The following is a 25207-nucleotide window of genomic DNA, read 5'->3' on the forward strand; positions in this document are numbered from 1 at the left end:
AGAGGACTAAAGGTATTGGAGAAGTGGAGAGTTCAATGAATAGAGCAGGAATCACCGAACAAAGTGAACAGCAAATAAAGAGTGCGGCTTCATCCATTGCCGCAGCTTACCGTGAATTAAAAAAACTCGGTTCTGGGGGCGAGGCTGGTGCGGTCTTGGATCTGTATGAAAAAGTGAAAACCCAGCAGTTTGCCATCGCGTTCTGCGGCCATTTTTCTGCCGGTAAATCCAGCATGATCAATGAGCTCATCGGGGAAAACATATTGCCCTCAAGCCCGATTCCAACAAGTGCAAATGTGGTGAAAGTTCAAAATGGAACACCTTCAGCAAAAATCTTATTAAGAAACAAAGGAATAGTGAGTGTAGATCCACCTATTGATGTGTCAGAGATAAAAAAATGGGCAAAGAACGGCGAAGAGATCGAGAGTATTGAAATCAATGTGGACCGTACTGTTCTTCCCGACCGAATCGCCATCTATGATACACCAGGCATTGATTCAACGGATGATGCCCATAAGGTTGCAACAGAATCTGCCCTTCATATGGCAGATGTCGTATTTTATATCATGGATTATAACCATGTTCTTTCACAGCTGAATTTTACTTTTATCCGGCTGCTGAAAGAACAGGGAAAGAAATTGTACCTGATCGTGAATCAGATCGATAAACACAATGAAAAAGAGATCACGTTCCGTGAATTTACAAACAAAATTAAGAGCGGATTCAAGAGCTGGGACATTGAACCGGAAGAGATCTTTTTTACCACCATCATGGATCACAGCCATTCCGGGAACCAGCTTCAGGAGATCAAAACGCTCTTCCAAAAATTTTATTTGGCGAAGGACGAATGGATTCAGGAAAACGCCTTCAGCGAAACTGAGCGCTTGATCAGAAAAACGGTACAAACTGGTCTTGACCTTGATGAAGACCGCTATAGAGAAGCATTTGAAACAGCTGAAGGAGAAGAAGAAAACGCGAGTGAACAAAAAGCTGTTCATTTTCTTGGTAAAATGGAAACGTTGGAAAGAGATGTGGTACAAAAGAAAGCGGATGCCGCGAAACGGTTTAAAGACATCCTGGACAACGCTATCCTTATGCCCTTTCAGACGAGAGAACTTGCCAAGAACTACATTGAGAGCCGGCAGGATAGTTTTAAAGTAGGCGTTCTGTTCGCCTCTAAAAAAACTGAAGCCGAACGAAATGCACGGCTTCATGCCTTTTATGAATCAGTGCAGGAGAACATAAAGACACAGATCAACTGGCATCTTAAAGATTACTTTCATGCACATTCCGTTGTAATGAAAAAAGAGCCGGTACTGAGTTCAGACCGGCTGGCTGCTCTTATCAAGCCTGGAGCTTCATTAAACGGCAATTATGTTTTGCAATACTGCAATGATGTCGTGGAAGATATCAAGCGTACTTTTATGTCGCATTACCGGCCGGAACTTGATCAGATCACTATTGAGACAGACAAAAACGCGCAAGCAGAGATTCAACAGTACAAGGTGCTGATCTCAGAGCAGGAAAATATTTTAGCCGCACTGCGAAAAACAAAAGAAGTGAGACAAAAATGGATATCCACAGAAAGCATGGTTTTAGATGCCTTGTACAATGAACAAAACCATGCAGTTGCGATGGAAGAAGCAGATCTCGTCCTTGCAGCACAAGTGGAGGAGGTTTCTAAACTTACCGTTGAAGACTTAAAGAAAAACGCCAATCCTTCTGAAGAAACCGAAATACTGGATAACGTCCCTATTGGAGAAACAGCAGTGAACCGCGCAAAGACCGGGGAGTCGTCCCGTCTTGAGGATGAAGCAGAAAAGCTTGAATCCGCAGCAACCATCCTGTCCAGGCTTGAGATGATGAAAAATCGTTCTGATGATATGAAACGTTTTTCAGAACGGCTTTTAAACCGGGATTTTACGGTCTCGCTGTTTGGTGCTTTTTCTGCTGGAAAATCATCGTTTGCCAATGCGCTGATCGGGGAAGAACTCTTGCCCGTTTCTCCGAATCCAACGACTGCCACGATCAATAGGATTGTTCCGCCTGATCAAGAGCATCAGCACGGCACAGCACTCATTTATTTTAAAAAAGAACAAGATCTTTTAGATGAGATCAACCTGTCACTTTCTCATTTTGGAAAAAAGGCAGGAAACATTCTCGAAGCCATACAGGCAGCGGGCCAGATTGACAGTCGAAAAAGCTCTGATAAGCTTCGTCCACACCTTCAATTTTTAATGGCGGTCCATAGAGGGTTCAGTGCCATAGAAAAGCGGATGGGTACCGAAATGTCAATTACTGCTGCAGAGTTTAAGGCATTCGTTGCCGATGAAGAAAAGGCATGTTTTACAGAAAGTGTATCGGTTTATTATGATTGCGCGCTGACAAAGATGGGGGTGACATTGGTGGATACACCGGGAGCTGACTCCATCAATGCCCGCCATACGAACGTCGCTTTTGAATTTATAAAAAAATCAGACGCCATACTATATGTAACCTATTATAACCATGCATTCTCAGCCGCTGACCGTGAGTTTCTGATCCAGCTCGGACGTGTCAAAGACACCTTTGAACTGGATAAAATGTTCTTCGTGGTCAATGCATCAGATCTGGCGAAGGATGGTGAAGAGCTCATCGATGTTGTGGAACACGTCGGTGATAATTTGCGCCGGTTCGGGATTAGACATCCAAAGCTGTATCCGATGTCGAGCTATTTTTCATTGCTGGGACAAAAACCGACGGGTGAACTGTCTCAGGAGGAACGAAACCGGCTGGGAAGCAAATACCAAGAGTTACAAGGGCAGGAACTATTGCAGCGGACAGGATTCCTGCCGTTCATGAACGCCTTTATGTCCTTCTTAAAAGAAGACCTTGCAGATGTGCTGATGAATTCAGCGATTAACCAATTCCAGCAATCCAAGTTTATGCTGGAGCGGCTGATCGACGAAGCAGCCTCCAGTCAAAAGGACCGTGAAAGAAAAACACAAGAGCTTAAGAATACATGCACGAACGTGCTGCAAACGATGGAAGGCTATTTTCTGCAGCAAAAAGAAGAGCTTCTTCAAAAAGAGATCAATGAGCTGCTGTTTTATGTAAAACAAAGAGTTATGCTTCGGTTTACCGAATTTTTTAATGAGGCATTCAACTCCTCTGTGATCACAGGATCGGTAAAAGAACAAAAGAACGCTTTGCCTGAAAGCTGGAAAGAACTGCATCAGAGGATTCAATTTGATCTGCAGCAGGAATCGAGGGCAACCATGCTCAGGGTAGAGAAATACATTCTATACTTGCTCAGTGAGATGCACGTGGAAATGGATCAGGCATTGAAAAGGTTTAATGGTCCGGAGTATCACATGGAAAAAGAGGAAATTCAGTTCAAGAGCCTTGAAATTGAAACGAAGCTTCACGAGGCCGAGGGAAAACAAACGATTCTTAAAGAATTTAAGAACGCACGTCATTTCTTTGAAGAAGGGGGAAAGAAAAACATCATGGAAAAGATGTACACCATGATGGAAAACCCAGTTCAAACTTTTGTGGATGATAGTGCAGGAGTGTTCTATATGTATTATCTTTCAGCATTTAATGATTCAGCGCGATCCGAAATCAGCCGTAGAAAAGAAGAAGCTGTCCTTTATTATGAAGGGCTGCTTAAAGCGCTTGAAACTCCTGGGCTTCTGGAAACGATGAAGAAAAGCTTACTGGAACTGAATCAATTATAAAAAAAGGAAACCGTTTAGACGGTTTCCTTTTGCTCTTATTGGATCTCACTGACAAAGCTTGCTTCGATCAATCCTAGTTTTTTATGGATTTTATTTACTTTTTCGGCAAAAGCACTGAACTGTTTGTCAGCTTCTGCTGTTTTCGCTTCATCTCCTAGGCCTTCAGCTCTTGTCTTATACGATTGGCTAAGGTCTTTGAAAGCTGTTTTGAAGACATCTTGATCTTCTTTCGTCAAGGAAGATGGAACCTTCAGCTCAGGGATTTCTTTCGCTGCTTTCTCTCCAGAGTCCTTGGCTGCTGCAGCTAATTTTTCAAGGTCTGCTTTTGGTGTTTTCTTTTCAGGATCAAGAGCTGCTGCATAGGCATTGAACGGCGCATGATATTCACGCAGTTTTGCTCCTAATTCAACTTCAAAATCCAATACTGCGGATTTTTCTTTGTTTTTGTCCGATGAAGTTTCTGATTTTGGTTTTTCCTGGCCTTTTGCTTCTTTTTCCTGGCTGCATCCTACGCTCAGCACAAGCAAAAGTACTGCGGCAATACTCATAAATTTCTTCATATCACAAAACCTCCCTAAATATGTAATTTTCTAGAAATCGGCCGGCAAAATCTAGTTTATTATGTTTTCAGTCAGTTGTAAAATGATAAATTATTTAAAATGTTATGAAAAATGAATGTTGATCAATCACATGGTATACTAAACCAAAGATGAGGTTTGAGGAGGAAAAGGAATGAGTGTACATCAAGAGATCAGCAAACATTCCAGCAGACAGCATGCGATTGTATCAGAATTTCTGATGCTGGAACAAAGAAGAGAAAATTTGATCGATATCGCGGTTGAGCAATGCGGAAAAGGACTTCCTTTCAGTGTGAAAGAGATTAATGAAGTAAGTAAACAAATGAACCAGCTAGCTCAAAAGGGGATTGTTCCTCAGCGAAAATTGATCACAGAACAAATGGTAAAGGAATATGCGCACAAGAAAAACCAGGCTTAAATGCCTGGTTTTTTTTGTGATTTCCTAAAATAATTAAGGATTAGTGATGGATAGGGATTTTAAAAAGGATTCCAGCCTGTCTAAACCGGCAGATAGCTGTTCCATAGATGCTGCATAAGAAATCCTGATGTAGCCTTCACCCAGTTCAGAAAAGGCTGAACCGGGAACTACGGCTACTCTTTCTTTTTCCAATAACTTTGTGGCAAATTCCAGTGAAGTGATCCCATATGGAGAGATATCAGGGAAAATATAAAAAGCTCCTCCTGGCTTTTCGGCGTGCAGTTTCATTTCAGTTAACCTTCTGATGACAAACTCTAAACGCTTGCTATATTCTTTTTTCATGGGAAGCGCATCGTCTTTGCCGGCTGTTAATGCTTCAATCGCAGCCATCTGTGAAATAGTTGAAGCGCATGTCACATTGTATTGATGCACCTTTAATAGATGTTTTGAAATCTCTGCGGGGGCAAAGACGAGGCCGATCCGCCATCCGGTCATAGAATGTGACTTGGAGAGCCCGTTGATAACAATCGTTTTTTCTTTCATCCCTGGCATCGATGCGATCGAGACATGATCCTGCTCGTAAGTGAGTTCGCTGTAGATTTCATCGGATAGTACAAAAACATCCTGATCTTTTAGCACATCTGCAATTTCCTTGAGCTCGCCAGGAGATAATATACAGCCCGTTGGATTGGAAGGATAGGGCAGGATCACGCACCTTGTATTGGGGGTGAGGTGTTCCTGAATTAGCTCGGCGTTAAGTTTAAAGCCGCTTTTTGTGGTATCCACATAAACTGGATTCGCTTTGCACATCTCGATGACAGGAGCATAGCCTGGGTATACTGGACCGGGCAGCAGGACATCACATCCTTCATCTAAGATCGTGCGCAGAGAAATGTCGATTGCCTCACTGGCACCGTTCGTTACGATCACTTCATGTTCTGGATGATATTCCATTCCATATTTTTCATTCAAGAAGGAAGAGGCGGCTTTCCTTAACTCTAAATAGCCGGCATTATGAGAATACACGGTTTTGTTTTCATCAATGGCCTGTTTGGCAGCATCTTTAATATGCTCCGGAGTAGGGAAGTCAGGCAGTCCCAAGGTAAAAGAAATGGCGTCCGGATATTGGCTGACAAGGTTATAAAACGTACGGATCCCCGATATTTGAATATGTCTGACCGAGGGATTCAATAAATGTTCCAACTCATTCTTCCTTTCTTTATCCGTTTGCTTTTAGCAGCGGATGTCTGTTGTTGTTAAGTTTAGCTTTAAACTCCTTTTAGAGTCAATGGTTTGAATTTCTTGTATGTAAAAAGCTGTGAAAACCATACTAAGAAAAAGCCTGTATGCTATTTGGATCTGGAGGAGAATATGGAATCGAAAAAAAAGCTGGACTTAATTTCACTTGCATCAATCCCGCTGGTAATGACGCTGGGAAACTCAATGTTGATCCCTGTACTGCCCTCGATTGAAAAGAAACTGCATATATCTTCTTTTCAAGTCTCGATGATCATTACGGTATATTCTATAGTGGCTATCATCCTTATTCCTATCGCGGGCTACCTGTCCGACCGGCTGGGCAGAAAAAAAGTCATCATTCCAAGTTTGATCATAGCAGGTATTGGAGGGCTCGTAACAGGCTGGGCTTCTTGGAAAATGAATGATCCTTATTACATTATCCTGGCCGGACGGCTGCTGCAGGGGATCGGTTCAGCAGGAGCAGCTCCGGTCGTACTCCCATTGGTGGGGGATATGTTTGATGATGAAAAGGAAGTAAGCTCAGGTCTCGGCCTGATCGAAACGAGCAATACGTTTGGCAAAGTGTTGAGCCCAATCGTGGGGGCTATATTGGCAACCTTCATCTGGCATCTTCCTTTTTGGTTTATTCCCATTTTCTGCTTGATTTCCATCGGCCTTGTTTTTTTTCTTGTGAAGACTCCAAAGAAAGAAGAACAGGCACCGCCGGCTTTCAAGAAATTTTTACGATCGTTTAAGAAAACGTTCAAGAACAACGCCAAATGGCTGATCGCTATCTTTGCAATCGGGGGGATCATCATGTTTGTGCTGTTTGGCATTTTATTTTATTTATCCACAACACTTGAAGAAGAATACGGCATACACGGGATTAAAAAGGGATTCGTATTAGCCATTCCGCTTCTTGCGTTATCTATTTCTTCATATATTGCTGGCAAGAAGATCGGCCAGAACAAGTCTTTCATGAAATGGCTCACTTTCGGGGGAATCATGCTGCTTGCCGTTTCGATCTTGAGTGTTACGTTTACAGATGGACTCTATTTCCTGCTTGCCATTCTTTTTGTCAGCGGAATAGGAATTGGATCAGCCTTGCCATGTCTGGACGCTTTAATCACAGAAGGTATAGAGAAAGAAGAGAGAGGGACCATCACCTCATTGTATAGCTCAATGCGCTTCGTCGGGGTTGCTCTCGGACCTCCCATTTATGCGATCATCATGAAATCCGATCATTCCATCGTATTTTATACATCCGCGGGTGTCAGTCTGTTTGCTGCACTGCTTGCTTTTTTTGCGATTAAACCCGAAAAGGAAAAAGGTGAGAAAGGCAAAAAAGAAGAAGGGCAGGCAAAACCGCTGAACCCTGCATTGCATTAAAAAGCTCACGGCATATGCCGTGAGCTTTTTACTTTTCATCGCGATCAGTTCTAAGGTTTGTTGGCGGCCACCAAGTGTAGCCGTCTTCGTTCAATAGTTCTTCCGCTTCAAGAGGACCCATTGTTCCTGAAGAATATTTGTAGAGAGGAATATTTCCATTTCTCCAGGCATTTGTAATTCCATCAATAAATTCCCAAGAAAGAGCCACTTCGTCCCAGCGCGTGAAATACGTTGAATTTCCGAGGAGGCAATCGTGCATCAGTTTCTCGTATGCCTCAGGACTGTTCAACTCATTATGGCAGTTGTTGCAATAGCTCATGTTGATCGGCAGAAGGGCAGGGAAATCACCTTGAGGCTTCGCGTTCAGCGAGAGACTCAAGCCCTCATCCGGCTGAATATGAATTCTCAGAAGGTTTGGCTGATAATGGTCAACATGCTCGTGATAGAGCGCCATTGGTCCGTTCTTAAACTGAACCACGATTTCTGTTGCCTTTGTTGCCATACGTTTACCTGTACGAAGGTAGAACGGTACACCAGCCCAGCGGAAATTATCAATAAACACGCGAGCCGCAACAAATGTGTCCGTTTTTGAAGCAGGATCGACATTCTCTTCATCCACGTAAGCAGGAACGGTTTTTCCGTTCATTGTGCCTTCCTTATATTGTCCGCGAATCACGTTTTTAGCAACTTCTTCTTCATTGTAGAAACGCAGGGCACGAAGCACTTTAACTTTTTCATCGCGGATTAATTTGGGATCCAGTCCGCCGGGAGGCTCCATAGCAACCATCATCGCCATCTGCAGCATATGGTTCTGCAGCATATCCAATATCGCACCGGATTTTTCATAATAGGATGCGCGGTCTTCAACACCAAGTGTTTCACTGGAGGTAACCTGAACAGAGGATATGTACTTGTTGTTCCATATCGATTCAAAGATCGCATTTCCGAAGCGGATGACCTGAATGTTTTGGACCATTTCTTTACCAAGATAGTGGTCGATACGGTAGATGCTTTCCTCAGGAAAACTCTTCTGAAGCTGCTCATTCAGTTCAGTGGCTGATTGAAGATCGTGTCCGAAAGGTTTTTCAATAACCAGGCGCTGCCAGCCTTCCGTCTCAGTCAGTCCTTCTGATTTTAAGAAGGAAGGAATGGTACCGAAAAATTGCGGAGCCATCGCAAGATAGTACATACGGTTTCCGCCAAGGCTGTATTTGCTGTCGAGTTCATCAGCAAGAGCTTTTAGATCTTGATAGCTTTTTTCGTTGGTTACATCCATTTGAAGGAAATAAAAATGGGAGATGAATTCATCCACTTTGTCATTTTGGATGTTTTTCTCTTTAGATATAGAAAGTTTCACATCTTCCTGAAATTTTTCATGTGAAAATTCTTTTCTTCCGACACCGATGACAGCAAACTTTTCGTTGAGCTTTTGCTTTTGGTACAATTGAAAGAGTGCAGGGTACAGTTTACGGTGAGCCAGATCTCCTGTTGCACCGAAAAGTACGATACAGGCTTCTGGAATATGGTTGTTCATGATATCAATCCTCACTTTGCTAATATTGCGTATGACATCAGTTTCCCCTATGTTTCATAAAAATAACGTGAATTATTTATCGAAAGGAGTCGCCTCATGAAAAATATTGTAACACAAGAATGGCTGGAGTCTCATTTATCGCGCTCAGAGCTTGTCATATGTGACTGCAGGTATAGCCTATCCGACCCGGAAGCCGGAAGGAAACAGTACGATTCGGGACACATTCCAGGTTCAATTTATGTGGATCTAGAAAAAGACTTGTCAAGGAGTGTCACAGAGCATGGAGGTCGCCATCCGCTTCCGTCAAAAAAAGAAATGTCGCAAGTGTTTGGACGTTTAGGAATTGATGAAAAGAAAACCGTTATTGCTTACGATGATCAGGGAGGCTCATATGCTGCAAGGTTATGGTGGATGCTGAAGCTTCTTGGCAGTGAGAAGGTTTTTGTCCTGCAGGAAGGTTTTTCTGCCTGGGAAAGGAAAGGGTACCCAGTGACGTCCGAGAATACGGTTCTGCAGCCAATGGTTTTTACTCCTCAAGAAAGCAAATGGAGAACGGTCAGTATGGAAGAAGTCAGACTAGCATCGCTCAAAGATGGTAAGGAAGCCATTGTTGTTGATTCCAGGGACCCTGAACGGTATAAAGGTAAGCATGAGCCGATCGATAAGAAAGCGGGGCATATTCCAGGAGCGGTGAATATTCCGTGGCTAAAGAACGTGAGTGAAGGAAGTAAATGGCTTGACTCATCAGAGCTGAAGTGTGTTCATAAAGGTCTGAAAGAAAAACCTGAAGTGATCGTCTATTGCGGATCTGGAGTAACGGCGTGCGCCAATATACTCGGCATGGACGAAGCCGGCATCGAGAATGTAAGATTATATCCTGGAAGCTGGAGTGACTGGATATCTTATCCGGAAAATAAAATTGAAAAACAATAAAATAATTTCACGTACCGTAATTTAAAGTATGAATGAAAGGAAATAAATATGGCAAACATCGACATGCATACTCATTCAACCGCATCAGACGGAGTAAACTCGCCTGCTCAGAACGTCAGACTTGCCGCAGAAAAAGGGCTTGGCGGGCTTGCAGTTACCGATCATGACACGGTTTCAGGCGTTTCTGAAGCACTAAGCGGGGCTGCGAGTCATTCAAACTTTTTATGTATCCCAGGAATTGAAATCAGTACGCTCGACAACGGACAAGATATTCATGTTCTTGGTTATTTCATTGACCATGAGAATGCTGAATTCCTTTCAAAGCTGGAGGAACTTCGTACTGTCAGAAATAAAAGAAATGAAAAGATCGTTAACAACCTTCAGGAGCTCGGAATTTCAATCACCATGGAAGAAGTAACAGCAAAAAGGAAATCATCCAGTGGTAATATTGGCCGTCCTCATATTGCTGAAGTACTGATGGAGAAAGGAATCATCAGCTCTTTGAGAGAAGCATTTGATAAGTATTTAGGCAAAGGGAAGCTGGCTTATGCCATCACTGAGAGAATATCACCGGCTGATGGCGTTAATATTATTCTTGATGCCGGGGGTGTCCCTGTTCTGGCTCACCCGGGTTTATATGATCAGGACGAACTGATTCCGCAGTTGAAGGAGCATGGATTAGCAGGGCTCGAGGTTTACCATTCGGATCATTCAGCCGAGCAGGAAGTGCATTATCGAAACCTTGCTGAGCGCTACCAGTTAATTCCCACAGGAGGCAGTGATTATCATGGAATTCGAAACGGAAAAGTTTTTCACGGAGACCTTGGTAATCGATACTCTGACTTAATAACAGTAGAAAAGTTAAAAAGCTTATCAAAAAAATATCGTTAAACTGCCAATTGGCAGTTTTTTCTTTTCGCCTTTCCTTTTAAATTTTTAAAGGAATAAACAAATGGCTATGGAATAAACAAGGTAGAAATGGGGGTAATAATCAAATGCAAACTGAAACGTTTTATAAACAAACAGAAATTAATAAAGAAGATGTAACAGCTGAGATATTTCTGGATTATTTTAATGAACGATTGAGAGTGGATGATTATCGGGGAAATATTTCTTCCTTGGCCGCTGAAGTCAACGAACTGGCTGTTCAGCATGATTTCTCAAAAGTGATCATTAAGGCAAAATCAGAACATGTCGGAGCTTTTCTAGCATTGGGCTTTTTGCCTGAAGCGGTATTCAGCCAGTATTTCAATGGAAGCGATGCTGTGGCGATGTGCCGATATTACACAAACGAAAGGAAGAGAAGTGACTATTGGGTTGAGGAAGATAAGATTATGGATCGAATTTTTGAACTTCCAGAGGGTAAATCCGGCGGATATTCTCTGCCAGAAAACTACTTTATCCGATTAGCTGACCAAAACGATACAGAAGGCCTATCCACTTTATATGGAAAGGTATTCCAAGTATATCCCACTCCAATGAATGATCCTTCCTATATTAAAAATACAATGGAGCAGGGGACCATTTATTATGTGATCGAACAGAATGAAGAAATTGTAAGTGCTGCATCTGCGGATATTAATCTGCAATATCACAATGCAGAACTTACAGACTGTGCTACATTGGCTGAACACCGAAAATTTGGTCTGATGAAAATCTTGATTGAGAAGCTTGAACTGGAACTGAAGAACCGTAAGATCTATTGTGCCTATTCCATCGCACGCTCTTTGTCGTTTGGAATGAATGCCGTCTTTTTTCAAAGAGGCTATAAATATCATGGGAGATTCACAAAAAATTGCCTGATTTTTGATAAATACGAGGACATGAACCTCTGGATGAGAGATCTGTCAGCAAAATAGTGCCGAATTTTCGGCGATCCTGATGAAAATTGAGCAGCTTGTTCTTTTGATTCAGAGTGGAGGTGCCTATGTTTAAAGACTCGGTTGAAACCATTGAGATGCTAAAAGCCATATTGAAGACGATTGATGAAGGAATTCATGCAGTGGATGCCAGCGGAATGACCATTTTTTATAATGAAGTTGCCGCAAGGCTTGATGGTTTAAAAGTTCCTCAAGTGCTAAACCAGCACGTACTATACTCTTTTCCTTCATTAAACCAGCAAACCAGTACATTGCTGAACGTTATTAAAACAGGAAAACCGATCATCAACCAGCATCAAACGTATACAAACGTAAACGGCAAGCGGGTGGATACTGTCAACACGACGCTGCCGCTCATAGTTGACGGGGAACTGATCGGTGCGATTGAAATATCAAAAGACCTTACAAAAATAAAACAATTGTCCGAGAAGCTTCTTGATATGCAGGCGCAGTTCCATAAAGGCCGTTCCGTTACCATAAAAAATGGCCATTATGCATCTTATCACTTAGAGGACTTTATTTCAGCTGATCCTCAGATTGATCAGTTAAAGTCACTGTCGAAGAAAGTATCTGAAACTTCCTCACCCGTTCTGATCTTCGGGGAGACCGGAACCGGAAAAGAAGTTCTTATTCAAGGTATACATAATCATTCATTGAGAAAAAACAAACCATTTATTGCCCAGAACTGTGCTGCAATTCCATCACAGCTCTTGGAGAGTATGTTATTCGGTACAGTGAAGGGAAGCTTTACGGGTGCTGTCGACCGGCCGGGCCTTTTTGAACTGGCGGATGGTGGAACCCTGTTTCTAGATGAGATCAATTCTATGCCTCTTGATATCCAAGCAAAATTATTGAGGGTCCTTCAGGATGGGGTAGTCCGCAGAATCGGTGCTGTTCAGGGCAATTTGGTGAATGTAAGGATCATGGCTGCATTGAATGAACACCCTTCAGAATGTGTTAAATCAAATAAACTTAGGGAAGATTTATACTACAGGCTGAACGTGATTTTTTTTGAAATCCCTCCATTGCGGTATCGTATTTCAGATATTCATCTGCTTGCGGAGCACTTTATTTCTCAATATAATGTTCAATTCAAAAAACAAATTAAGGGGCTTTCAGAAGAAGCATTCCATCTTTTTCAGCAATATCCATGGCCAGGAAATGTCAGGGAGCTGAAACATGTGATCGAATATGCCATGAATATGGCGGATGATAATGCGGAAATAAAAGTTGCAGACTTGCCTCATCATCTCCTGGCCACTCCTTCTCTTGCAGGCTCTATTGAGCAGACACCCATTCCTCCTCTTAGGGAGGCTCTCGCTCATCGGGAACGCGAGCTGATATCCAAGGCTCTTTCTGCTTCGGATGGAAATATTCAGAAAGCTGCACAACTGCTCAAAATACCGAGACAGACACTTCAATATAAATTAAAAATTAATGCACACTGAACTGCCGGATTTTCGGCAGTTTTTTCTTTTTCCCAAACAAGTGGATAGGCGCATACATTAGCATTATCAGAATAATCAGGGATCTAAGGCTTTTTTTCAGTATCATTCATTTTGGCACGGAACTTGCAAGTATAGATTAACGAGCTAAGTATACAAGGAGGTAACGCAATGCCTATCATGAATGGATTGTACCAGCCAAAAAGACATTGGAAAGAAATTGAGTTATGGAAGGACGTCACAGAAGAGCAGTGGAATGATTGGCTCTGGCAGCTGACGCATACGGTAAGAAATATTGAAGACTTAAAAAAAGTCGTAAACTTAACGCCTGAAGAAGAGGAAGGCGTTCGTATATCCACCATGACGATTCCTTTAAATATCACCCCGTATTATGCATGGCTGATGGACGAGGATGATCCGCGCTGTCCGATCCGGATGCAGTCCGTACCGATCGGAAAGGAAATCCTGAAAACAAAATATGATCTTGAAGATCCCCTGCATGAGGATGAAGATTCTCCAGTTCCTGGACTGACACATCGTTATCCTGACAGAGTGTTATTCCTAGTAACCAATCAATGCTCCATGTACTGCAGATATTGTACGAGAAGACGTTTCTCCGGACAGATCGGAATGGGTGTACCTAAAAAGCAGCTCGACGCAGCCATTGATTATATTGCAGCGACTCCTCAGGTGAGAGATTGCCTGATTTCTGGAGGAGACGGTTTATTAATCAATGACAACATTCTTGAATATATTCTAAAAAGGCTAAGAGAAATCCCGCATATGGAAATCATTCGGATCGGAACACGTGCTCCTGTCGTGTTCCCGCAGCGAATTACCGAAAATCTGTGCAACATCTTAAAGAAATATCATCCGGTTTGGCTCAACACCCATTTTAATACATCCATTGAAATTACAGAGGAATCCAAAAAGGCATGTGAAATGCTGGCAAATGCCGGTGTACCGGTCGGTAACCAGTCTGTTATCCTGGCTGGAATCAATGACAGCACGCATATTATGAAAAAGCTGATGCACGATCTCGTAAAGATCCGTGTACGCCCTTACTATATTTATCAATGTGACTTATCTGAAGGCATCGGACATTTCCGTGCACCTGTCTCAAAAGGGCTGGAGATCATAGAAGCATTACGTGGCCACACGTCCGGATATGCTGTTCCGACTTTTGTTGTGGATGCACCGGGTGGAGGAGGCAAAATTTCTCTTCAGCCAAATTATTTGATTTCACAGAGCCCTGATAAAGTAATTTTACGAAACTTTGAAGGAGTTATCACGTCTTATCCCGAACCTCAAAACTATAAAGCCGGATTGGCAGATGAGTACTTTAACCAGACCATGGGTATTACAGAGCAGCCGGCCGCAATAGGAATTACAGCACTTATGAAGGATGAGAAATTCAATATCGTTCCTGAAGGCTTAAACCGATTTGACCGAAGAAAAACATACGAAACGAACCCGGCACATGCCACGCTGAAAGATAAACGTGAAAAACGGGACGAAATGAAAGAAAAGAAATTCAAACATGAACTGAAAAAAGAAACAGCCACTCAGGATGATGGCACAGTGAAAGAAGCATAGGAGGCCGCTCATGAAGGAATGCATGTGGTGCAATGATCATTCAGCCAAAGACATTACCAAGACGGGATACTGGGAACTGCATGACGGTACCCGGGCACTTCAAATAAAAGAAATCCCGGCTCTTTATTGCGAGTCTTGCAGTATGGAATATCATGAAGATGAAATCGTAGAAGAAATTGAAGATCAGCTTTTATTGATTGATACAAAAAAGCTGAGTCAGGTTTTGACGTTCAAAGAATTAATGGCTCAAGAACGTTTTTTAAAGAAAAATTACTTTAAATCCTATTAAATATGCATTCAATGAAAAGCAGCGGATTTCCGTTGCTTTTCCATCATGATTGGAAGGAGTGCCTTTCATGGACAAAACAGGAATTATTAAACCGGTGCTGGATGCAAGCTATCCCATGATCAGTCATGGAAAGGGAATCTATTTATATGATGAAAAAGGCAATCGGTATATCGATGGATCCTCAGGAGCCGTAACCGCAAACATCGGCCATGGTGTAGATGAAATCGCGGATGCGATACAAGAACAAGCAAAGCAGGTTGCCTTCGTTTACCGTTCGCACTTCACAAGTCTGCCGGCAGAAAAACTGGCAAAGAAGTTAGCAAGTATGACTCCTGGTGACTTGAACTGGACCTTTTTTGTCAACAGCGGATCGGAAGCCACGGAAACCGCATTAAAGGTAGCGATCCAGTACTTCCAGGAACAAGGAATTTACACGAAAACAAAAATACTTTCCCGATGGACCAGCTATCATGGCATAACACTCGGAGCTCTGTCGATGTCCGGCCATCATATGAGAAGAGAACGATTCTCGGAGCTGCTTGAAGATTTCCCGGCTGTTCCCGCACCTTATTGCTACCAATGTCCTTTGCAAAATACATACCCCGGATGCAGATTACAATGTGCTGACGAATTGGAACGTGCAATTGAACAGATTGGGCCTGAAAACATCGCTGCGTTTATTTTTGAACCTATCATTGGCGCTGCAGGCGGCGCGATTGTACCTCCACCGGGCTATTATGAAAAAGTGAAAGAGATCTGTGACAAGTATCATATTTTAACCATCGCCGATGAAGTGATGACGGGGATGGGCAGAACAGGAAAAATGTTTGCTATCGACCACTGGGGAATAGAGCCTGATATTATGACCCTCGGCAAAGGGCTCAGTGCAGGATATACCCCAATGGCGGCAACCGTGGTGTCCGACCGCATTATTAATGTGATACGAAAAGGATCCAGAGTGGTCATGAGCGGGCACACCTTCAGTGCAAACCCTCTTTCTGCTGCGGCATGCTGTGCAGTCATGGAATATATGGATCAACAAAATCTTGTTCAGAATGCCGAGGAACAAGGAGAACGTTTATTAAATGGATTGAAAGAACTGGAGCAAAAATACTCTTTTGTCGGCAATGTTCGCGGTAAAGGTCTCTTATGCGGATTAGAACTTGTCAATGATGCGCTGAACCACGCGCCATTTTCTGTCAGCGACCGTGTGGGGGAAAAGCTGATCTCCATTTGCTTCAACAAAGGACTCATCATATATCCTGCTTTCGGAGGAGTTACCGGATACGAGGGAGATGCTGTGTTAATTTCTCCACCATTAATTGTTACTTCTTTTCAAGTTTACGAAATATTAAGAATATTGGATGAAAGCTTGCAAGAATTAATGAACCATCTTGTATCTTCAGGAATTGTGATTCATCGAGCAACGAGCTAGAAGAAAGGAGATTAAAACCATGCTGTCCAATACCAATGAAACAACATTAAAAACAAAGCTCATCACGATGGAAGAAGCAGCTGCTCTTTTTTATGATGGCATGTCGCTGATGGTAGGAGGGTTTGGAGGGGTGGGGGCTCCGCCCTGCTTAATCAATGCCATTCTTGACCAAAACATCAAGGATATTTTTATGATCAGCAACGATACCGGCTTTCCTTGGATCGGACCTGGCAAACTGATCACTGAGAAGCGGATCAGCCGTCTTATCGCTTCCCACATCGGTTCCAATCCGGAAGCGGGTAAACAGATGCACGGCGGTGAACTGGCTGTGGAGTTTATTCCTCAGGGCACCCTGGCCGAGAAAATCAGGGCCGGCGGGATGGGCCTTGGCGGAATTTTAGTGGATGTAGGCCTTGGAACGGTCGTTGAATCCGGCAAGCAGAAAGTGGATATTAACTCAGCGACTTATATGGTAGAGCCTGCCCTTACAGCCGATGTTTCTATCGTTTATGCACAAAAAGCCGATACCTATGGAAATTTAGTCTACGATAAAAGCGCGCGGAATACGAATCCTCTCGTGGCTATGGCAGGCAACATAACGATTGCAGAAGTAGAAGAAATCGTACCCGCAGGTGAACTGGATCCGGAATGTATTATAACGCCTGGTGTCTTCGTGGATTATATCGTTCAAAGCAAGGGGGTGGATTGGGAATGGGTTTGGGAATTGAAACAAGGCACCGAATAGCACGCAGGGCAGCACTTGAAATCGACAGAGGAACGATCGTCAATTTAGGCATCGGCATACCTACGCTAGTTGCGGATTACATTCCGAATGACCACGGTGTCATGCTTCATACAGAGAATGGAATTCTAGGCATGGGCGGATCACCAGAAAAGGGAAAAGAAGACGGCAACCTCTCCAATGCCGGAGGTTATCCAGTCACCTTGATCTCAGGAGCATCCTATTTTGACAGTGCCACAGCTTTTGGCATCATAAGGCGCGGACTTCTGGACATTACCGTATTAGGAGCTTTGGAAGTCAGTGAAAAAGGGGACATCGCCAATTGGATTGTACCCGGAAAAAGGGTGCCGGGCATGGGGGGAGCCATAGACCTTGCACAAAAATCCAAAAAGGTCATCGTTCTTATGAATCACACGGATAAAGAAGGCAATCCAAAGATCGTAAAACAATGCAAATTGCCGCTTACGGTGCAAAAAGGCGCTCACATGATCATTACAGAAAAAGCTGTAATTGACGTGATGGATGGAAAGCTTGTATTAAGAGAAATTATGCATCCCTATACCGTTGATGATGTGGTGAAATCAACGGGTGCTCCTTTAGAAATTCTCGATCAGATCGGAACTTTTCAGTAAAAAATGGCAGGAGGGTGAACATGAAAAAGGAAATTCAAAAGTGGATGGACAGCAATAAGCCAGAAGCCATCTCATTTTTGCAGAAGATGGTACGTTCGAACAGTGAACAGGGAAAAGAAAAAGAAGTCCAGATGCTAATCGCAGATAAGCTTCAGGATATAGGTCTGGAAGTAGATGTTTGGCATCCGGATGGCGAAGCGTTTTTCCGGCATCCTTATTTTTGTGCGACGAGAACAGATTTCTCAAACAGCCCTAACGTTGCGGGGATTTTAAAAGGAAGCGGAGGAGGGCGGTCGATCGTTTTGAACGGGCATGTGGATGTCGTGCCTCCAGGTGATCTCAGCCAATGGGAAAACGATCCCTATAGCGGTGAAATTAAGGACGGAAAACTGTATGGCAGAGGCGCGACAGATATGAAGGGCGGAAATTTATGCCTGCTTCTAGCAATACAATGCTTAAAGGATTTGAACGTTCCGTTAAAAGGAGATGTCATTTTCCATAGTGTAATGGAAGAGGAGAGCGGAGGGGCAGGTACACTTGCCGCTATTCTTAGGGGATATACGGCAGATGCTGCTATCATTCCGGAACCGACGAATATGAAGATATTTCCAAGCCAGCAAGGATCCATGTGGTTCAGGATAAATGTGTACGGCAGATCCGCCCATGGAGGAACAAGATACGAAGGGGTCAGCGCGCTTGAAAAGGCGATGATTGTTGTTAAGGAGCTGCAAGACCTTGAGAAAGCAAGAAATGAAAGAATTACAGATCCTCTCTATCAAAATATTCCTATCCCTGTACCGATTAACTTAGGGAAAATATCAGGCGGGGAATGGCCTTCATCTGTTCCCGATCATATTGTTATTGAAGGGAGAATAGGTGTGGCTCCAAGTGAAACACTTGAGGATGTGAAAGGCGAGCTAGAAAATCGAATGGCGAGCCTCAACGATCAATGGCTTAAAGAACATCCTCCCGCTGTGGAATGGTTTGGAGCACAGTGGCTGCCTGGCAGCATTGAACAAGACCATGATCTCATGAAGCTTTTGTCCAATCGTTTTACTGAAATCTGTCAGAGTGAACCTGTTATTGAAGCATCACCATGGGGAACAGATGGAGGGTTGTTAACATCTGTCGGCCATACACCGAGCATTGTATTCGGGCCTGGAGTAACTTCAGTTGCCCATTATCCGGACGAACATATTGAGCTGGATAAAATTTTTCAGGCAGCTGAAATTATCACTTTAACGATTATGGATTGGTGCGGCGGGATTGAAACAGAAACAAAAGAAGATCTGCTCGTCAAAAAAGATACGTAAAACCTGCTGAGGCGGGTTTTTTTTCTTTAACTGTGGAATGAATGAGAAGTGAAATGATCGGTGATCGGAGGGAGTTTGCTCCAATGAATAGTAAGTGAGGTGATATGCTGTTTCGTGATTAAGGATGAACAATGGGGCGGGCAGGGAGCTGCAAGCATTTCATAAACAAAATTTAATCCAAGAGGAAGCAGAAAGGCCGGAACATGCAGAGGATACGACTGATTCAGCTCGTACGCAGCACCGTATGTAATGCCGAGTTCATAAAGGAGATAGGGTGTTCCTAATTTTGAAACGATAAATGTTCTGTACGCCAAGTATTCGCTTTCATAATATTGAGAGACAATTTGAAACTCATCGTTTTGAATGCTGCATCTCGGTATTTTAAACAAATGGGATCCTGGACTTTTATCGTGCAATCGCTTTATTCCTCCTTTGGTATTTACTCTACATTTCGCCGCCGTAGAATGATTTCCTTTTTCAGCCAAAAAAAAGATGAACAAGACTGTTCATCTTTTTAACGAGGGTTGTGCTGTGCTCTTTTAATAAATGAAGCTTCTTCCCCGATGACTCCGCAAGCAGCGCACTGCACAAGCCTTTCCGCTCCGTTATACGGAATATGGAAGGGATCCAAGTCATCAGCATTTTCGTACTGATTGACAACTGAGCCTGTTGACGGATCTAATTTTACAGACTGCGGAACTTGCGCGATCAGATTAAACCTTGTACGATTGGTTTTACAGTTTGGGCATAGATAAGCATTTGACATTGTACATCAACCTCCTGTTCATAGGGTTACCATTGTCAGGAAAATTATGTTACGCATTTATTTTTGACGAATGGAAACAATAGTTATACTCTATATAACAGGAGCTGAAAACATTGGGAAAACAGAAAAAAGGAAATGCCAATGCCCAGCGCAACAACAATGCGAAACAAATGGCACAGCGAAGCGATTCTGAATTTGCTGCTATGGAAGATTCCAGAAGCAGCGGCCATCGCCATGGCAAGAAAACGAAGTAAACTTATTTACAAAATTTAAATATGGCGTTATAATTACAGTCTGCGATGTTAGTAGCTCTTATTTTGTCTTAAACCGATATGAGTAATAAGGGAATCCTAAATGTCTGTTGAATACATCGTGCCTCTCCATTCGTTAGAGGAAGATGAAAATACAGCTGCGGATACCCACCTGTGAGAACGGGTTTTAAGACAGGATGAGTTACGGCAGAGCGGACATACATAAACAGCTTATTTTACAACTACGTAAAATAAGTTTTTTTTATGAAATAAAAATAACTTGGCAGACGAGATGGCCGGGTATGCGGGACGGTGAATGAAATGGTTGATGAAAAACATGAGAAACTATTGCTGATTGATGGGTTTAATTTACTGAGCAGGTGTTATTTTGCTACGGCTTACGGAAAAGAACTTCATCAGCTTCAACGCAACTCTAAAGGGTTGTTTATAAATGGTCTGCGCGCTAAAATTCAAAAATTGCTGCAATTGTTGAGGATCCACACACCGACTCACTTAGCCATCGCTTGGGATGTAAAGAGAAATGAAACGCTGCGCAAACAGAAATATCAAGATTACAAGGGAACCAGGAATGAATTGCCGGAACCATTGATCCAGCAATATGAAACAGCAGTTTCCCTATTTAATAGCTTAGGTATTCCTCAGTTTACGGTTCCAAAATATGAAGCCGACGATATCATTGGGACGTTTGTTCAAAAATGGAGAGATGAAAAAGACGGGGAATGCATCATTTACAGTAACGACAGGGACTTGCTTCAGCTGCTATGCGGAAAAACATCTCAGCTTATCGCTGCAAAGAAGGGTGAAACCAAGTATACGCTGACTCATTTTCAATCAGACTATGGCATTGAACCGTCTCAATGGGTGGATGTAAAAGCACTGTTAGGGGATAAGAGCGATAATATTCCCGGTGTTGCCGGTGTAGGTGAAAAGGCAGCTCTGCCTCTCATTCAGCAGTATGGAAATGTTGAGGGCATCTATCATAAGGTAGATGAACTGGACGAGAAATACAAAAGGTATTTCAAAAAGCTTCAGCTTGGAAGAGAAATGGCGTTCCTTAGCAAGGATCTTTGCAAAATATATACCGATGTTCCGGATATTCTTGAGCTTGATTTTGATCAGATACAGATCAAAGTAGATAAATCAAAATTGTTGGACGAGCTTACTGAGCTTGAGATAAATGTAAGAGTGGGTTAAGAATTTACCCACTCTTTTGTTTTTCTCTTCTTTAAAAATTTAGCAAATGGAAATTCAGCAGCGATCATTCCTGCAAGGATAAGGATACATCCTGTGATCCCTTTCGCACCAAGGGTTTCATTTGCCCAAACATAAGCTGTCAGAGCACCGAAAACGGGCTCGAGAGCAAAAATGAGAGCCACACGGGCTGGAGTAGTGTAGCCTTGAAAATAGGTTTGTGCTAAAAACGCGAGAGCTGTAGCAAAAATAGCAGTGACGACCAGAGCTGTTATCACTTCCTTTTGGAGCATGATGTCCCACTTGAAAGCGGGTTTCCAGTTTTCAATGGAGAGCGATGTGATCATGCTCAGGAATGAGACGGTTGCCAGCTGAATGAGTGTTAACCATAAAACGGGGGCACCGGAAGCGAATTTGGCAGTCATCACAATATGCATACCAAATGAAAATGCACAAAGCAGGACGAAAAAGTCGCCTTTATTCATAGCTAAGCCGCTTCCTCCTGTTAGTAGATACAGACCAGCTACTGCCATTATTACACTGATTGCAGAGGAAAGATTCAGCCTTTGTTTTAAAAAAAAGACGGCCATAAGGGGAACGACAATCACACTCAATCCCGTGATGAACGCAGTCTTCGACGATGTCGTGTAGACTAATCCGACAGTTTGAAATCCATATCCCAGGTATAGCCAGAAGCCGAGTGAGATCCCTTTATGCCAGATGCGTTTACTCTTGAGAAACTGCTTCTTGTCAGGTGCAGCAAAAACGATCCAGCCTCCCAATATTATAGCAGCCAAAAAAAAACGGATACTGTTAAATGCAAACGGAGGGAGGAAGGCAACCGCGTTTTGAACGATGACAAATGTTGTTCCCCACACCAATGCAACAAGAAGAAGACCGGTATCTGCTATTTTTCTTTTCATTGCACTTCATTGAGCTGGACAGCTTTTCGAGCAAGATCATCCGCCACCTTATTTTGTTTGCTCGGTATCCATTTCAGGAAGAACAACTGCAGCTGATCAATCATATGTAAGGCTTCCTGCAATAAGGGATCATATCGTTTGTCTTTGGCAAACCGTTTTTCTACCGCTCTTTCCACCGCTTGAGAATCGGTCCTGAATGAAACCGGGTCATAGTTCTTTTCCACACAAATCGTTAAAGCAAGAAGCAGGCCGCGGAATTCCGCTTCATGATTGGATAAGCTTCCGAGCGGAATGCTGTGTTTTTCAACCGTTCCATTTCCTAGTTTTATAAAGATGCCTGCCCCGGAAGGACCCGGATCTCCTGCGCTTGCTCCGTCAATATACACTTCGATCAATCCGATCCCCTCCTGTTTTTTTCTATTATAGCGAAATGGGATACAATAAGAAATGAGATATTACAAATTCAGGGAGGACCTGCGATGAAAGTTACGTTGGAATGGGAATATAAGCCCTCAAGATCAATGAATATGATACGGTTTGTTTCAGATCCCGTGACGGTGGCGCAAGCGGTTCAGCTTGCTGCTGACATTGAAAGAACAGGCCGTCTTGGAAATCTTACGTTTCTTGACGAAACTGGTGTTTATTGGTCTAAAAAAGAACTTCAAAAAATGGTGGATGTTATTGAGACAGAACCATCGGATATCACAGCGTTTTTTGATGGCGGGTTTCAAAAAGATGAGCTTTTATCCGGGCAGGGAACAGCAGTTTATTATAAACAATCGAATAAAAATTACCGGGTACGCTCCAATGCCTCTTACCATATGATTGAATCGAATAATGAATCGGAATATGCGGCGCTTTGGCTGCTTTTAAATGAACTGGAACGTCTGGGTGTACAGCGGACACCGGTAACGATTAAAGGGGATTCAATGGTGGTTATTCAGCAAATGAGCGGGGAATGGCCTTGTTACGAAGAAAATCTGCAAAAATGGATGGACAAAATTGAAGAAAAACTGAAAATACTCGGAATCAAACCATCCTATGAGTTAATCTCCCGGAAAGAAAATAAAGAGGCAGATTCCCTTGCGACACAGGCACTTCACAAGAACATGATCCATGGTAAAAAAGAAATCATTGATTAATGGTATTTTTGACTGATACAATTTACATGAATCTTCAAAGAATAGGATGGGATGCAATTGTCTCAGTTTTCAATCGAGGAATACTTCCGGTACCTGGCTTCAAAGGGGATTAAATTAAAAGAAAGTGATACTGCATTTATTGAATTCGGTAAGCACTTTACTGGAATGAGTGATTATATGGTCAGCGTCGCCATTGAAATTACGTTAAAAATCCAAAGAGAGTTCGACGGAAGCTACTATATTGCTCTTTTAGAGGGATTTAAGCAGAATGAAATTAAAACAAAAAGAAAAGCGTATACATATGTGAATGATCTTGAAGAAGAGGTTAACGTTTCTTATTCATAAAAAAAAGCCGGATATCCGGCTTTTATTGTTTTAATGCTTCATTGATCTGCTGTTCGCAGCGTTCTAATGTTTCACGGGCATTCTCCAAAAACATGCCATCCATTCCTGTCTGGTTGTTCATCATGGCATCGTAATGCTCTTTAGCAGTATTCAGCGCTTCTTTGGCTGCATGAAGCTGGCCGGGATCCATACTCATCGTAGCATGTCCGATGATTCGTTGTGCACTCTGAATGGACATGTCTACCTGTTTAAGATCGTTATACGGTTCTGACATATAATTCACCTACCTGTTTTACTTTTAGTATGTCTTTTGGAACAAACTTTTATAATGAGAAAGGAAAAATTCAATGGAAAGAAAAATTATTGAAGCTGCCGAGCGGTACGTTCAAGAAACTTTGCGCGGGGAAGGCAGCGGCCATGATTGGTGGCATATATACAGGGTGAATAAGCTAGCTCTTACCATTGCAGAAAAAGAAGGTGCGGATCCCTTTGTCTGCAGCTTGGCAGCACTCCTGCATGACATAGCTGATGAAAAATTTAATGCATCTGAAGAAGCAGGACTTGTAAAGGTATCCTTATGGCTAACCAAGCATGAGGTAACAAACCCCGAAAAGCAACATGTTCTTGAGATCATTTCAACCATGTCATTTAAAGGCGGAAATTCAACAGGGATGAAGACAATTGAGGGAATGGCAGTCCAGGATGCCGATCGTTTGGATGCCCTTGGTGCGATCGGCATCGCAAGAACTTTTGCGTATTCCGGGCATGTCGGACAAATGATCTATGACCCGGATATTCCTGTACGGAACACAATGACAAAAAGTGAATACCGAAATGGAGTGTCAACTGCTATCAACCATTTTTATGAAAAACTGCTGACATTGAAAGACCGAATGAATACAGAGCATGGAAAAAAACTTGCAGAGAGCAGACATCAACAGATGGTATCGTATCTAGATGTGTTTTTTTCTGAGTGGGAAGGCATCCGATAATAAACCCTATAAACAAAGGAGGCTCATTCTAAAAGAATGGAGCCTCCTTTGTTAAAGCTTATTCGGCAGGGCGCGGACCTGGATCGAGCCCATCTTTTGAAACGGTCATCGCAGGACGGATTTCAGCATCTTGCTCAACCCTTACCTGACAAGATAAACGAATCCCTTCGCCTAACCCTTTCGTTTCAATGATATTCCGTTCAAATTCGTTCATCTCACCCAGGTCACCGGAGACAACCTCTACCCGGCAGGTTGTACACTTTGCTTTCCCGCCGCAGCGGTGAAGAATATCCACTCCATTGTCTTCAAGTCCGATTACAAGTTTTTTTCCATTTTCAATTTCATAATCACCAAAACCCTGTACAGTGATTTTTGCCATGAATCTCAATTCCTCCTTTTAGAATTGCAAGATCAATTCCTTTCTATTATACGAT

At 42.8% G+C, this 25207-nt stretch carries 27 protein-coding genes and 1 other RNA gene; 19 read left to right on the forward strand and 9 right to left on the reverse strand.

The window, feature by feature from the left end:
* Positions 1–35 precede the first annotated feature (35 nt).
* The gene (locus M1K46_RS16270; protein ID WP_256226825.1) at positions 36–3719 is read left to right on the forward strand and encodes a dynamin family protein; all 3684 of its coding nucleotides are present in this window, start codon (positions 36–38) and stop codon (positions 3717–3719) included.
* Positions 3720–3754: 35 nt separating this feature from the next.
* Here the strand turns inward: M1K46_RS16270 and M1K46_RS16275 are convergent, their stop codons facing one another.
* Positions 3755–4279, reverse strand: a complete 525-nt coding sequence (locus tag M1K46_RS16275) for a hypothetical protein (RefSeq protein ID WP_256226826.1) — start codon at positions 4277–4279, stop codon at positions 3755–3757.
* A gap of 172 nt (positions 4280–4451) precedes the next feature.
* On the opposite strand from M1K46_RS16275, the gene M1K46_RS16280 reads away from it, so the two are divergent.
* Positions 4452–4715: a DUF2533 family protein gene (locus M1K46_RS16280; RefSeq protein WP_256226828.1), complete on the forward strand. Its 264-nt coding sequence runs from the start codon at positions 4452–4454 to the stop codon at positions 4713–4715.
* Positions 4716–4748: 33 nt separating this feature from the next.
* On the opposite strand, the gene M1K46_RS16285 is transcribed toward M1K46_RS16280, so the two are convergent.
* Positions 4749–5918, reverse strand: coding sequence for an aminotransferase A (locus M1K46_RS16285; protein WP_053354359.1), 1170 nt, complete (start codon positions 5916–5918; stop codon positions 4749–4751).
* 168 nt (positions 5919–6086) lie between these two features.
* Between M1K46_RS16285 and M1K46_RS16290 the strand changes: the two genes are divergently transcribed.
* The gene (locus M1K46_RS16290) at positions 6087–7343 is read left to right on the forward strand and encodes an MFS transporter (RefSeq protein WP_062232025.1); all 1257 of its coding nucleotides are present in this window, start codon (positions 6087–6089) and stop codon (positions 7341–7343) included.
* A 28-nt stretch (positions 7344–7371) separates the two neighbouring features.
* On the opposite strand, the gene zwf is transcribed toward M1K46_RS16290, so the two are convergent.
* Positions 7372–8880: a glucose-6-phosphate dehydrogenase gene (gene zwf / locus M1K46_RS16295; RefSeq protein WP_375162214.1), complete on the reverse strand. Its 1509-nt coding sequence runs from the start codon at positions 8878–8880 to the stop codon at positions 7372–7374.
* Positions 8881–8973: 93 nt separating this feature from the next.
* Between zwf and M1K46_RS16300 the strand changes: the two genes are divergently transcribed.
* The 10 genes from M1K46_RS16300 to M1K46_RS16345 all read left to right on the forward strand — a co-directional run bounded on the left by M1K46_RS16300 (position 8974) and on the right by M1K46_RS16345 (position 19142).
* The gene (locus M1K46_RS16300; RefSeq protein ID WP_256226831.1) at positions 8974–9810 is read left to right on the forward strand and encodes a sulfurtransferase; all 837 of its coding nucleotides are present in this window, start codon (positions 8974–8976) and stop codon (positions 9808–9810) included.
* A 48-nt stretch (positions 9811–9858) separates the two neighbouring features.
* The gene (locus tag M1K46_RS16305) at positions 9859–10701 is read left to right on the forward strand and encodes a PHP domain-containing protein (protein WP_256226833.1); all 843 of its coding nucleotides are present in this window, start codon (positions 9859–9861) and stop codon (positions 10699–10701) included.
* Between the two features lie 104 nt (positions 10702–10805).
* A complete protein-coding gene (gene ablB, locus M1K46_RS16310) occupies positions 10806–11669 on the forward strand; it encodes a putative beta-lysine N-acetyltransferase (protein WP_256226834.1) in 864 nt (287 codons plus the stop codon).
* A gap of 68 nt (positions 11670–11737) precedes the next feature.
* Complete coding sequence (locus M1K46_RS16315; protein ID WP_256226835.1) at positions 11738–13138, forward strand: sigma-54 interaction domain-containing protein; 1401 nt, start codon at positions 11738–11740, stop codon at positions 13136–13138.
* Positions 13139–13306: 168 nt separating this feature from the next.
* Complete coding sequence (ablA, locus tag M1K46_RS16320; RefSeq protein WP_305585683.1) at positions 13307–14731, forward strand: lysine 2,3-aminomutase; 1425 nt, start codon at positions 13307–13309, stop codon at positions 14729–14731.
* Positions 14732–14741: 10 nt separating this feature from the next.
* Positions 14742–15020: a YokU family protein gene (locus M1K46_RS16325; protein WP_091005596.1), complete on the forward strand. Its 279-nt coding sequence runs from the start codon at positions 14742–14744 to the stop codon at positions 15018–15020.
* A gap of 67 nt (positions 15021–15087) precedes the next feature.
* A complete protein-coding gene (locus tag M1K46_RS16330; protein ID WP_256226837.1) occupies positions 15088–16455 on the forward strand; it encodes an aspartate aminotransferase family protein in 1368 nt (455 codons plus the stop codon).
* Between the two features lie 19 nt (positions 16456–16474).
* The gene (locus M1K46_RS16335) at positions 16475–17200 is read left to right on the forward strand and encodes a CoA transferase subunit A (RefSeq protein WP_248252686.1); all 726 of its coding nucleotides are present in this window, start codon (positions 16475–16477) and stop codon (positions 17198–17200) included.
* Complete coding sequence (locus M1K46_RS16340) at positions 17167–17829, forward strand: 3-oxoacid CoA-transferase subunit B (RefSeq protein ID WP_062232039.1); 663 nt, start codon at positions 17167–17169, stop codon at positions 17827–17829. Before M1K46_RS16335 ends, M1K46_RS16340 begins: the two co-directional genes overlap by 34 nt.
* A 20-nt stretch (positions 17830–17849) precedes the next feature.
* The gene (locus M1K46_RS16345) at positions 17850–19142 is read left to right on the forward strand and encodes a peptidase (RefSeq protein ID WP_256226839.1); all 1293 of its coding nucleotides are present in this window, start codon (positions 17850–17852) and stop codon (positions 19140–19142) included.
* 26 nt (positions 19143–19168) lie between these two features.
* Here the strand turns inward: M1K46_RS16345 and M1K46_RS16350 are convergent, their stop codons facing one another.
* Positions 19169–19558: a hypothetical protein gene (locus tag M1K46_RS16350; RefSeq protein WP_062232044.1), complete on the reverse strand. Its 390-nt coding sequence runs from the start codon at positions 19556–19558 to the stop codon at positions 19169–19171.
* 98 nt (positions 19559–19656) lie between these two features.
* A complete protein-coding gene (locus M1K46_RS16355) occupies positions 19657–19908 on the reverse strand; it encodes a hypothetical protein (RefSeq protein ID WP_062232046.1) in 252 nt (83 codons plus the stop codon).
* 113 nt (positions 19909–20021) lie between these two features.
* Between M1K46_RS16355 and M1K46_RS16360 the strand changes: the two genes are divergently transcribed.
* The 3 genes from M1K46_RS16360 to M1K46_RS16370 all read left to right on the forward strand — a co-directional run bounded on the left by M1K46_RS16360 (position 20022) and on the right by M1K46_RS16370 (position 21374).
* Entirely contained in the window at positions 20022–20162 is a 141-nt protein-coding gene (locus tag M1K46_RS16360; protein ID WP_197275459.1) for a hypothetical protein, read from the forward strand.
* A 34-nt stretch (positions 20163–20196) separates the two neighbouring features.
* Positions 20197–20382, forward strand: a non-coding RNA gene (ssrS, locus tag M1K46_RS16365) — 6S RNA.
* A gap of 98 nt (positions 20383–20480) precedes the next feature.
* Positions 20481–21374 (forward strand): 5'-3' exonuclease, encoded by an 894-nt coding sequence (locus M1K46_RS16370; RefSeq protein ID WP_256226841.1) that lies wholly within the window; start codon positions 20481–20483, stop codon positions 21372–21374.
* Here the strand turns inward: M1K46_RS16370 and M1K46_RS16375 are convergent.
* Together M1K46_RS16375 and M1K46_RS16380 are read right to left on the reverse strand one after the other, a co-directional pair.
* On the reverse strand, positions 21371–22294 hold the full coding sequence (locus M1K46_RS16375) for a DMT family transporter (protein WP_256226842.1): 924 nt from the start codon (positions 22292–22294) through the stop codon (positions 21371–21373). The genes M1K46_RS16370 and M1K46_RS16375 overlap by 4 nt on opposite strands.
* Positions 22291–22689 (reverse strand): reverse transcriptase-like protein, encoded by a 399-nt coding sequence (locus M1K46_RS16380; protein ID WP_256226843.1) that lies wholly within the window; start codon positions 22687–22689, stop codon positions 22291–22293. Before M1K46_RS16380 ends, M1K46_RS16375 begins: the two co-directional genes overlap by 4 nt.
* An 84-nt stretch (positions 22690–22773) precedes the next feature.
* Here M1K46_RS16380 and M1K46_RS16385 point away from each other — a divergent pair, with 84 nt between their 5' ends.
* Entirely contained in the window at positions 22774–23436 is a 663-nt protein-coding gene (locus M1K46_RS16385) for a reverse transcriptase-like protein (RefSeq protein WP_256226844.1), read from the forward strand.
* Positions 23437–23493: 57 nt separating this feature from the next.
* Entirely contained in the window at positions 23494–23781 is a 288-nt protein-coding gene (locus M1K46_RS16390) for a DUF6123 family protein (protein WP_256226845.1), read from the forward strand.
* Between the two features lie 22 nt (positions 23782–23803).
* On the opposite strand, the gene M1K46_RS16395 is transcribed toward M1K46_RS16390, so the two are convergent.
* Positions 23804–24055 (reverse strand): DUF2564 family protein, encoded by a 252-nt coding sequence (locus M1K46_RS16395; RefSeq protein ID WP_091005610.1) that lies wholly within the window; start codon positions 24053–24055, stop codon positions 23804–23806.
* A gap of 73 nt (positions 24056–24128) precedes the next feature.
* On the opposite strand from M1K46_RS16395, the gene M1K46_RS16400 reads away from it, so the two are divergent.
* Positions 24129–24773, forward strand: a complete 645-nt coding sequence (locus tag M1K46_RS16400; protein ID WP_053354339.1) for an HD domain-containing protein — start codon at positions 24129–24131, stop codon at positions 24771–24773.
* Positions 24774–24831: 58 nt separating this feature from the next.
* Here the strand turns inward: M1K46_RS16400 and M1K46_RS16405 are convergent, their stop codons facing one another.
* On the reverse strand, positions 24832–25152 hold the full coding sequence (locus M1K46_RS16405; RefSeq protein ID WP_062232057.1) for a 2Fe-2S iron-sulfur cluster-binding protein: 321 nt from the start codon (positions 25150–25152) through the stop codon (positions 24832–24834).
* Positions 25153–25207: the final 55 nt, after the last annotated feature.

Origin of the sequence: Fictibacillus sp. WQ 8-8, assembly GCF_024494405.1 — a bacterium.
Classification (GTDB): Bacteria; Bacillota; Bacilli; order Bacillales; family Fictibacillaceae; genus Fictibacillus_C; species Fictibacillus_C marinisediminis.

Coding starts and splice junctions, on each gene's coding strand:
- M1K46_RS16300 (WP_256226831.1), top strand. CDS start 8,974: ATGAAAAATATTGTAACACAAGAATGGCTGGAGTCTCATTTATCGCGC.
- M1K46_RS16345 (WP_256226839.1), top strand. CDS start 17,850: ATGAAAAAGGAAATTCAAAAGTGGATGGACAGCAATAAGCCAGAAGCC.
- M1K46_RS16340 (WP_062232039.1), top strand. CDS start 17,167: ATGGGTTTGGGAATTGAAACAAGGCACCGAATAGCACGCAGGGCAGCA.
- ablA (WP_305585683.1), top strand. CDS start 13,307: ATGCCTATCATGAATGGATTGTACCAGCCAAAAAGACATTGGAAAGAA.
- M1K46_RS16375 (WP_256226842.1), bottom strand. CDS start 22,294: ATGAAAAGAAAAATAGCAGATACCGGTCTTCTTCTTGTTGCATTGGTG.
- M1K46_RS16335 (WP_248252686.1), top strand. CDS start 16,475: ATGCTGTCCAATACCAATGAAACAACATTAAAAACAAAGCTCATCACG.
- M1K46_RS16405 (WP_062232057.1), bottom strand. CDS start 25,152: ATGGCAAAAATCACTGTACAGGGTTTTGGTGATTATGAAATTGAAAAT.
- M1K46_RS16330 (WP_256226837.1), top strand. CDS start 15,088: ATGGACAAAACAGGAATTATTAAACCGGTGCTGGATGCAAGCTATCCC.
- M1K46_RS16400 (WP_053354339.1), top strand. CDS start 24,129: ATGGAAAGAAAAATTATTGAAGCTGCCGAGCGGTACGTTCAAGAAACT.
- M1K46_RS16355 (WP_062232046.1), bottom strand. CDS start 19,908: ATGTCAAATGCTTATCTATGCCCAAACTGTAAAACCAATCGTACAAGG.
- M1K46_RS16385 (WP_256226844.1), top strand. CDS start 22,774: ATGAAAGTTACGTTGGAATGGGAATATAAGCCCTCAAGATCAATGAAT.
- M1K46_RS16325 (WP_091005596.1), top strand. CDS start 14,742: ATGAAGGAATGCATGTGGTGCAATGATCATTCAGCCAAAGACATTACC.
- M1K46_RS16290 (WP_062232025.1), top strand. CDS start 6,087: ATGGAATCGAAAAAAAAGCTGGACTTAATTTCACTTGCATCAATCCCG.
- M1K46_RS16370 (WP_256226841.1), top strand. CDS start 20,481: ATGGTTGATGAAAAACATGAGAAACTATTGCTGATTGATGGGTTTAAT.
- M1K46_RS16315 (WP_256226835.1), top strand. CDS start 11,738: ATGTTTAAAGACTCGGTTGAAACCATTGAGATGCTAAAAGCCATATTG.
- M1K46_RS16395 (WP_091005610.1), bottom strand. CDS start 24,055: ATGTCAGAACCGTATAACGATCTTAAACAGGTAGACATGTCCATTCAG.
- M1K46_RS16280 (WP_256226828.1), top strand. CDS start 4,452: ATGAGTGTACATCAAGAGATCAGCAAACATTCCAGCAGACAGCATGCG.
- M1K46_RS16270 (WP_256226825.1), top strand. CDS start 36: ATGAATAGAGCAGGAATCACCGAACAAAGTGAACAGCAAATAAAGAGT.
- M1K46_RS16275 (WP_256226826.1), bottom strand. CDS start 4,279: ATGAAGAAATTTATGAGTATTGCCGCAGTACTTTTGCTTGTGCTGAGC.
- M1K46_RS16305 (WP_256226833.1), top strand. CDS start 9,859: ATGGCAAACATCGACATGCATACTCATTCAACCGCATCAGACGGAGTA.
- ablB (WP_256226834.1), top strand. CDS start 10,806: ATGCAAACTGAAACGTTTTATAAACAAACAGAAATTAATAAAGAAGAT.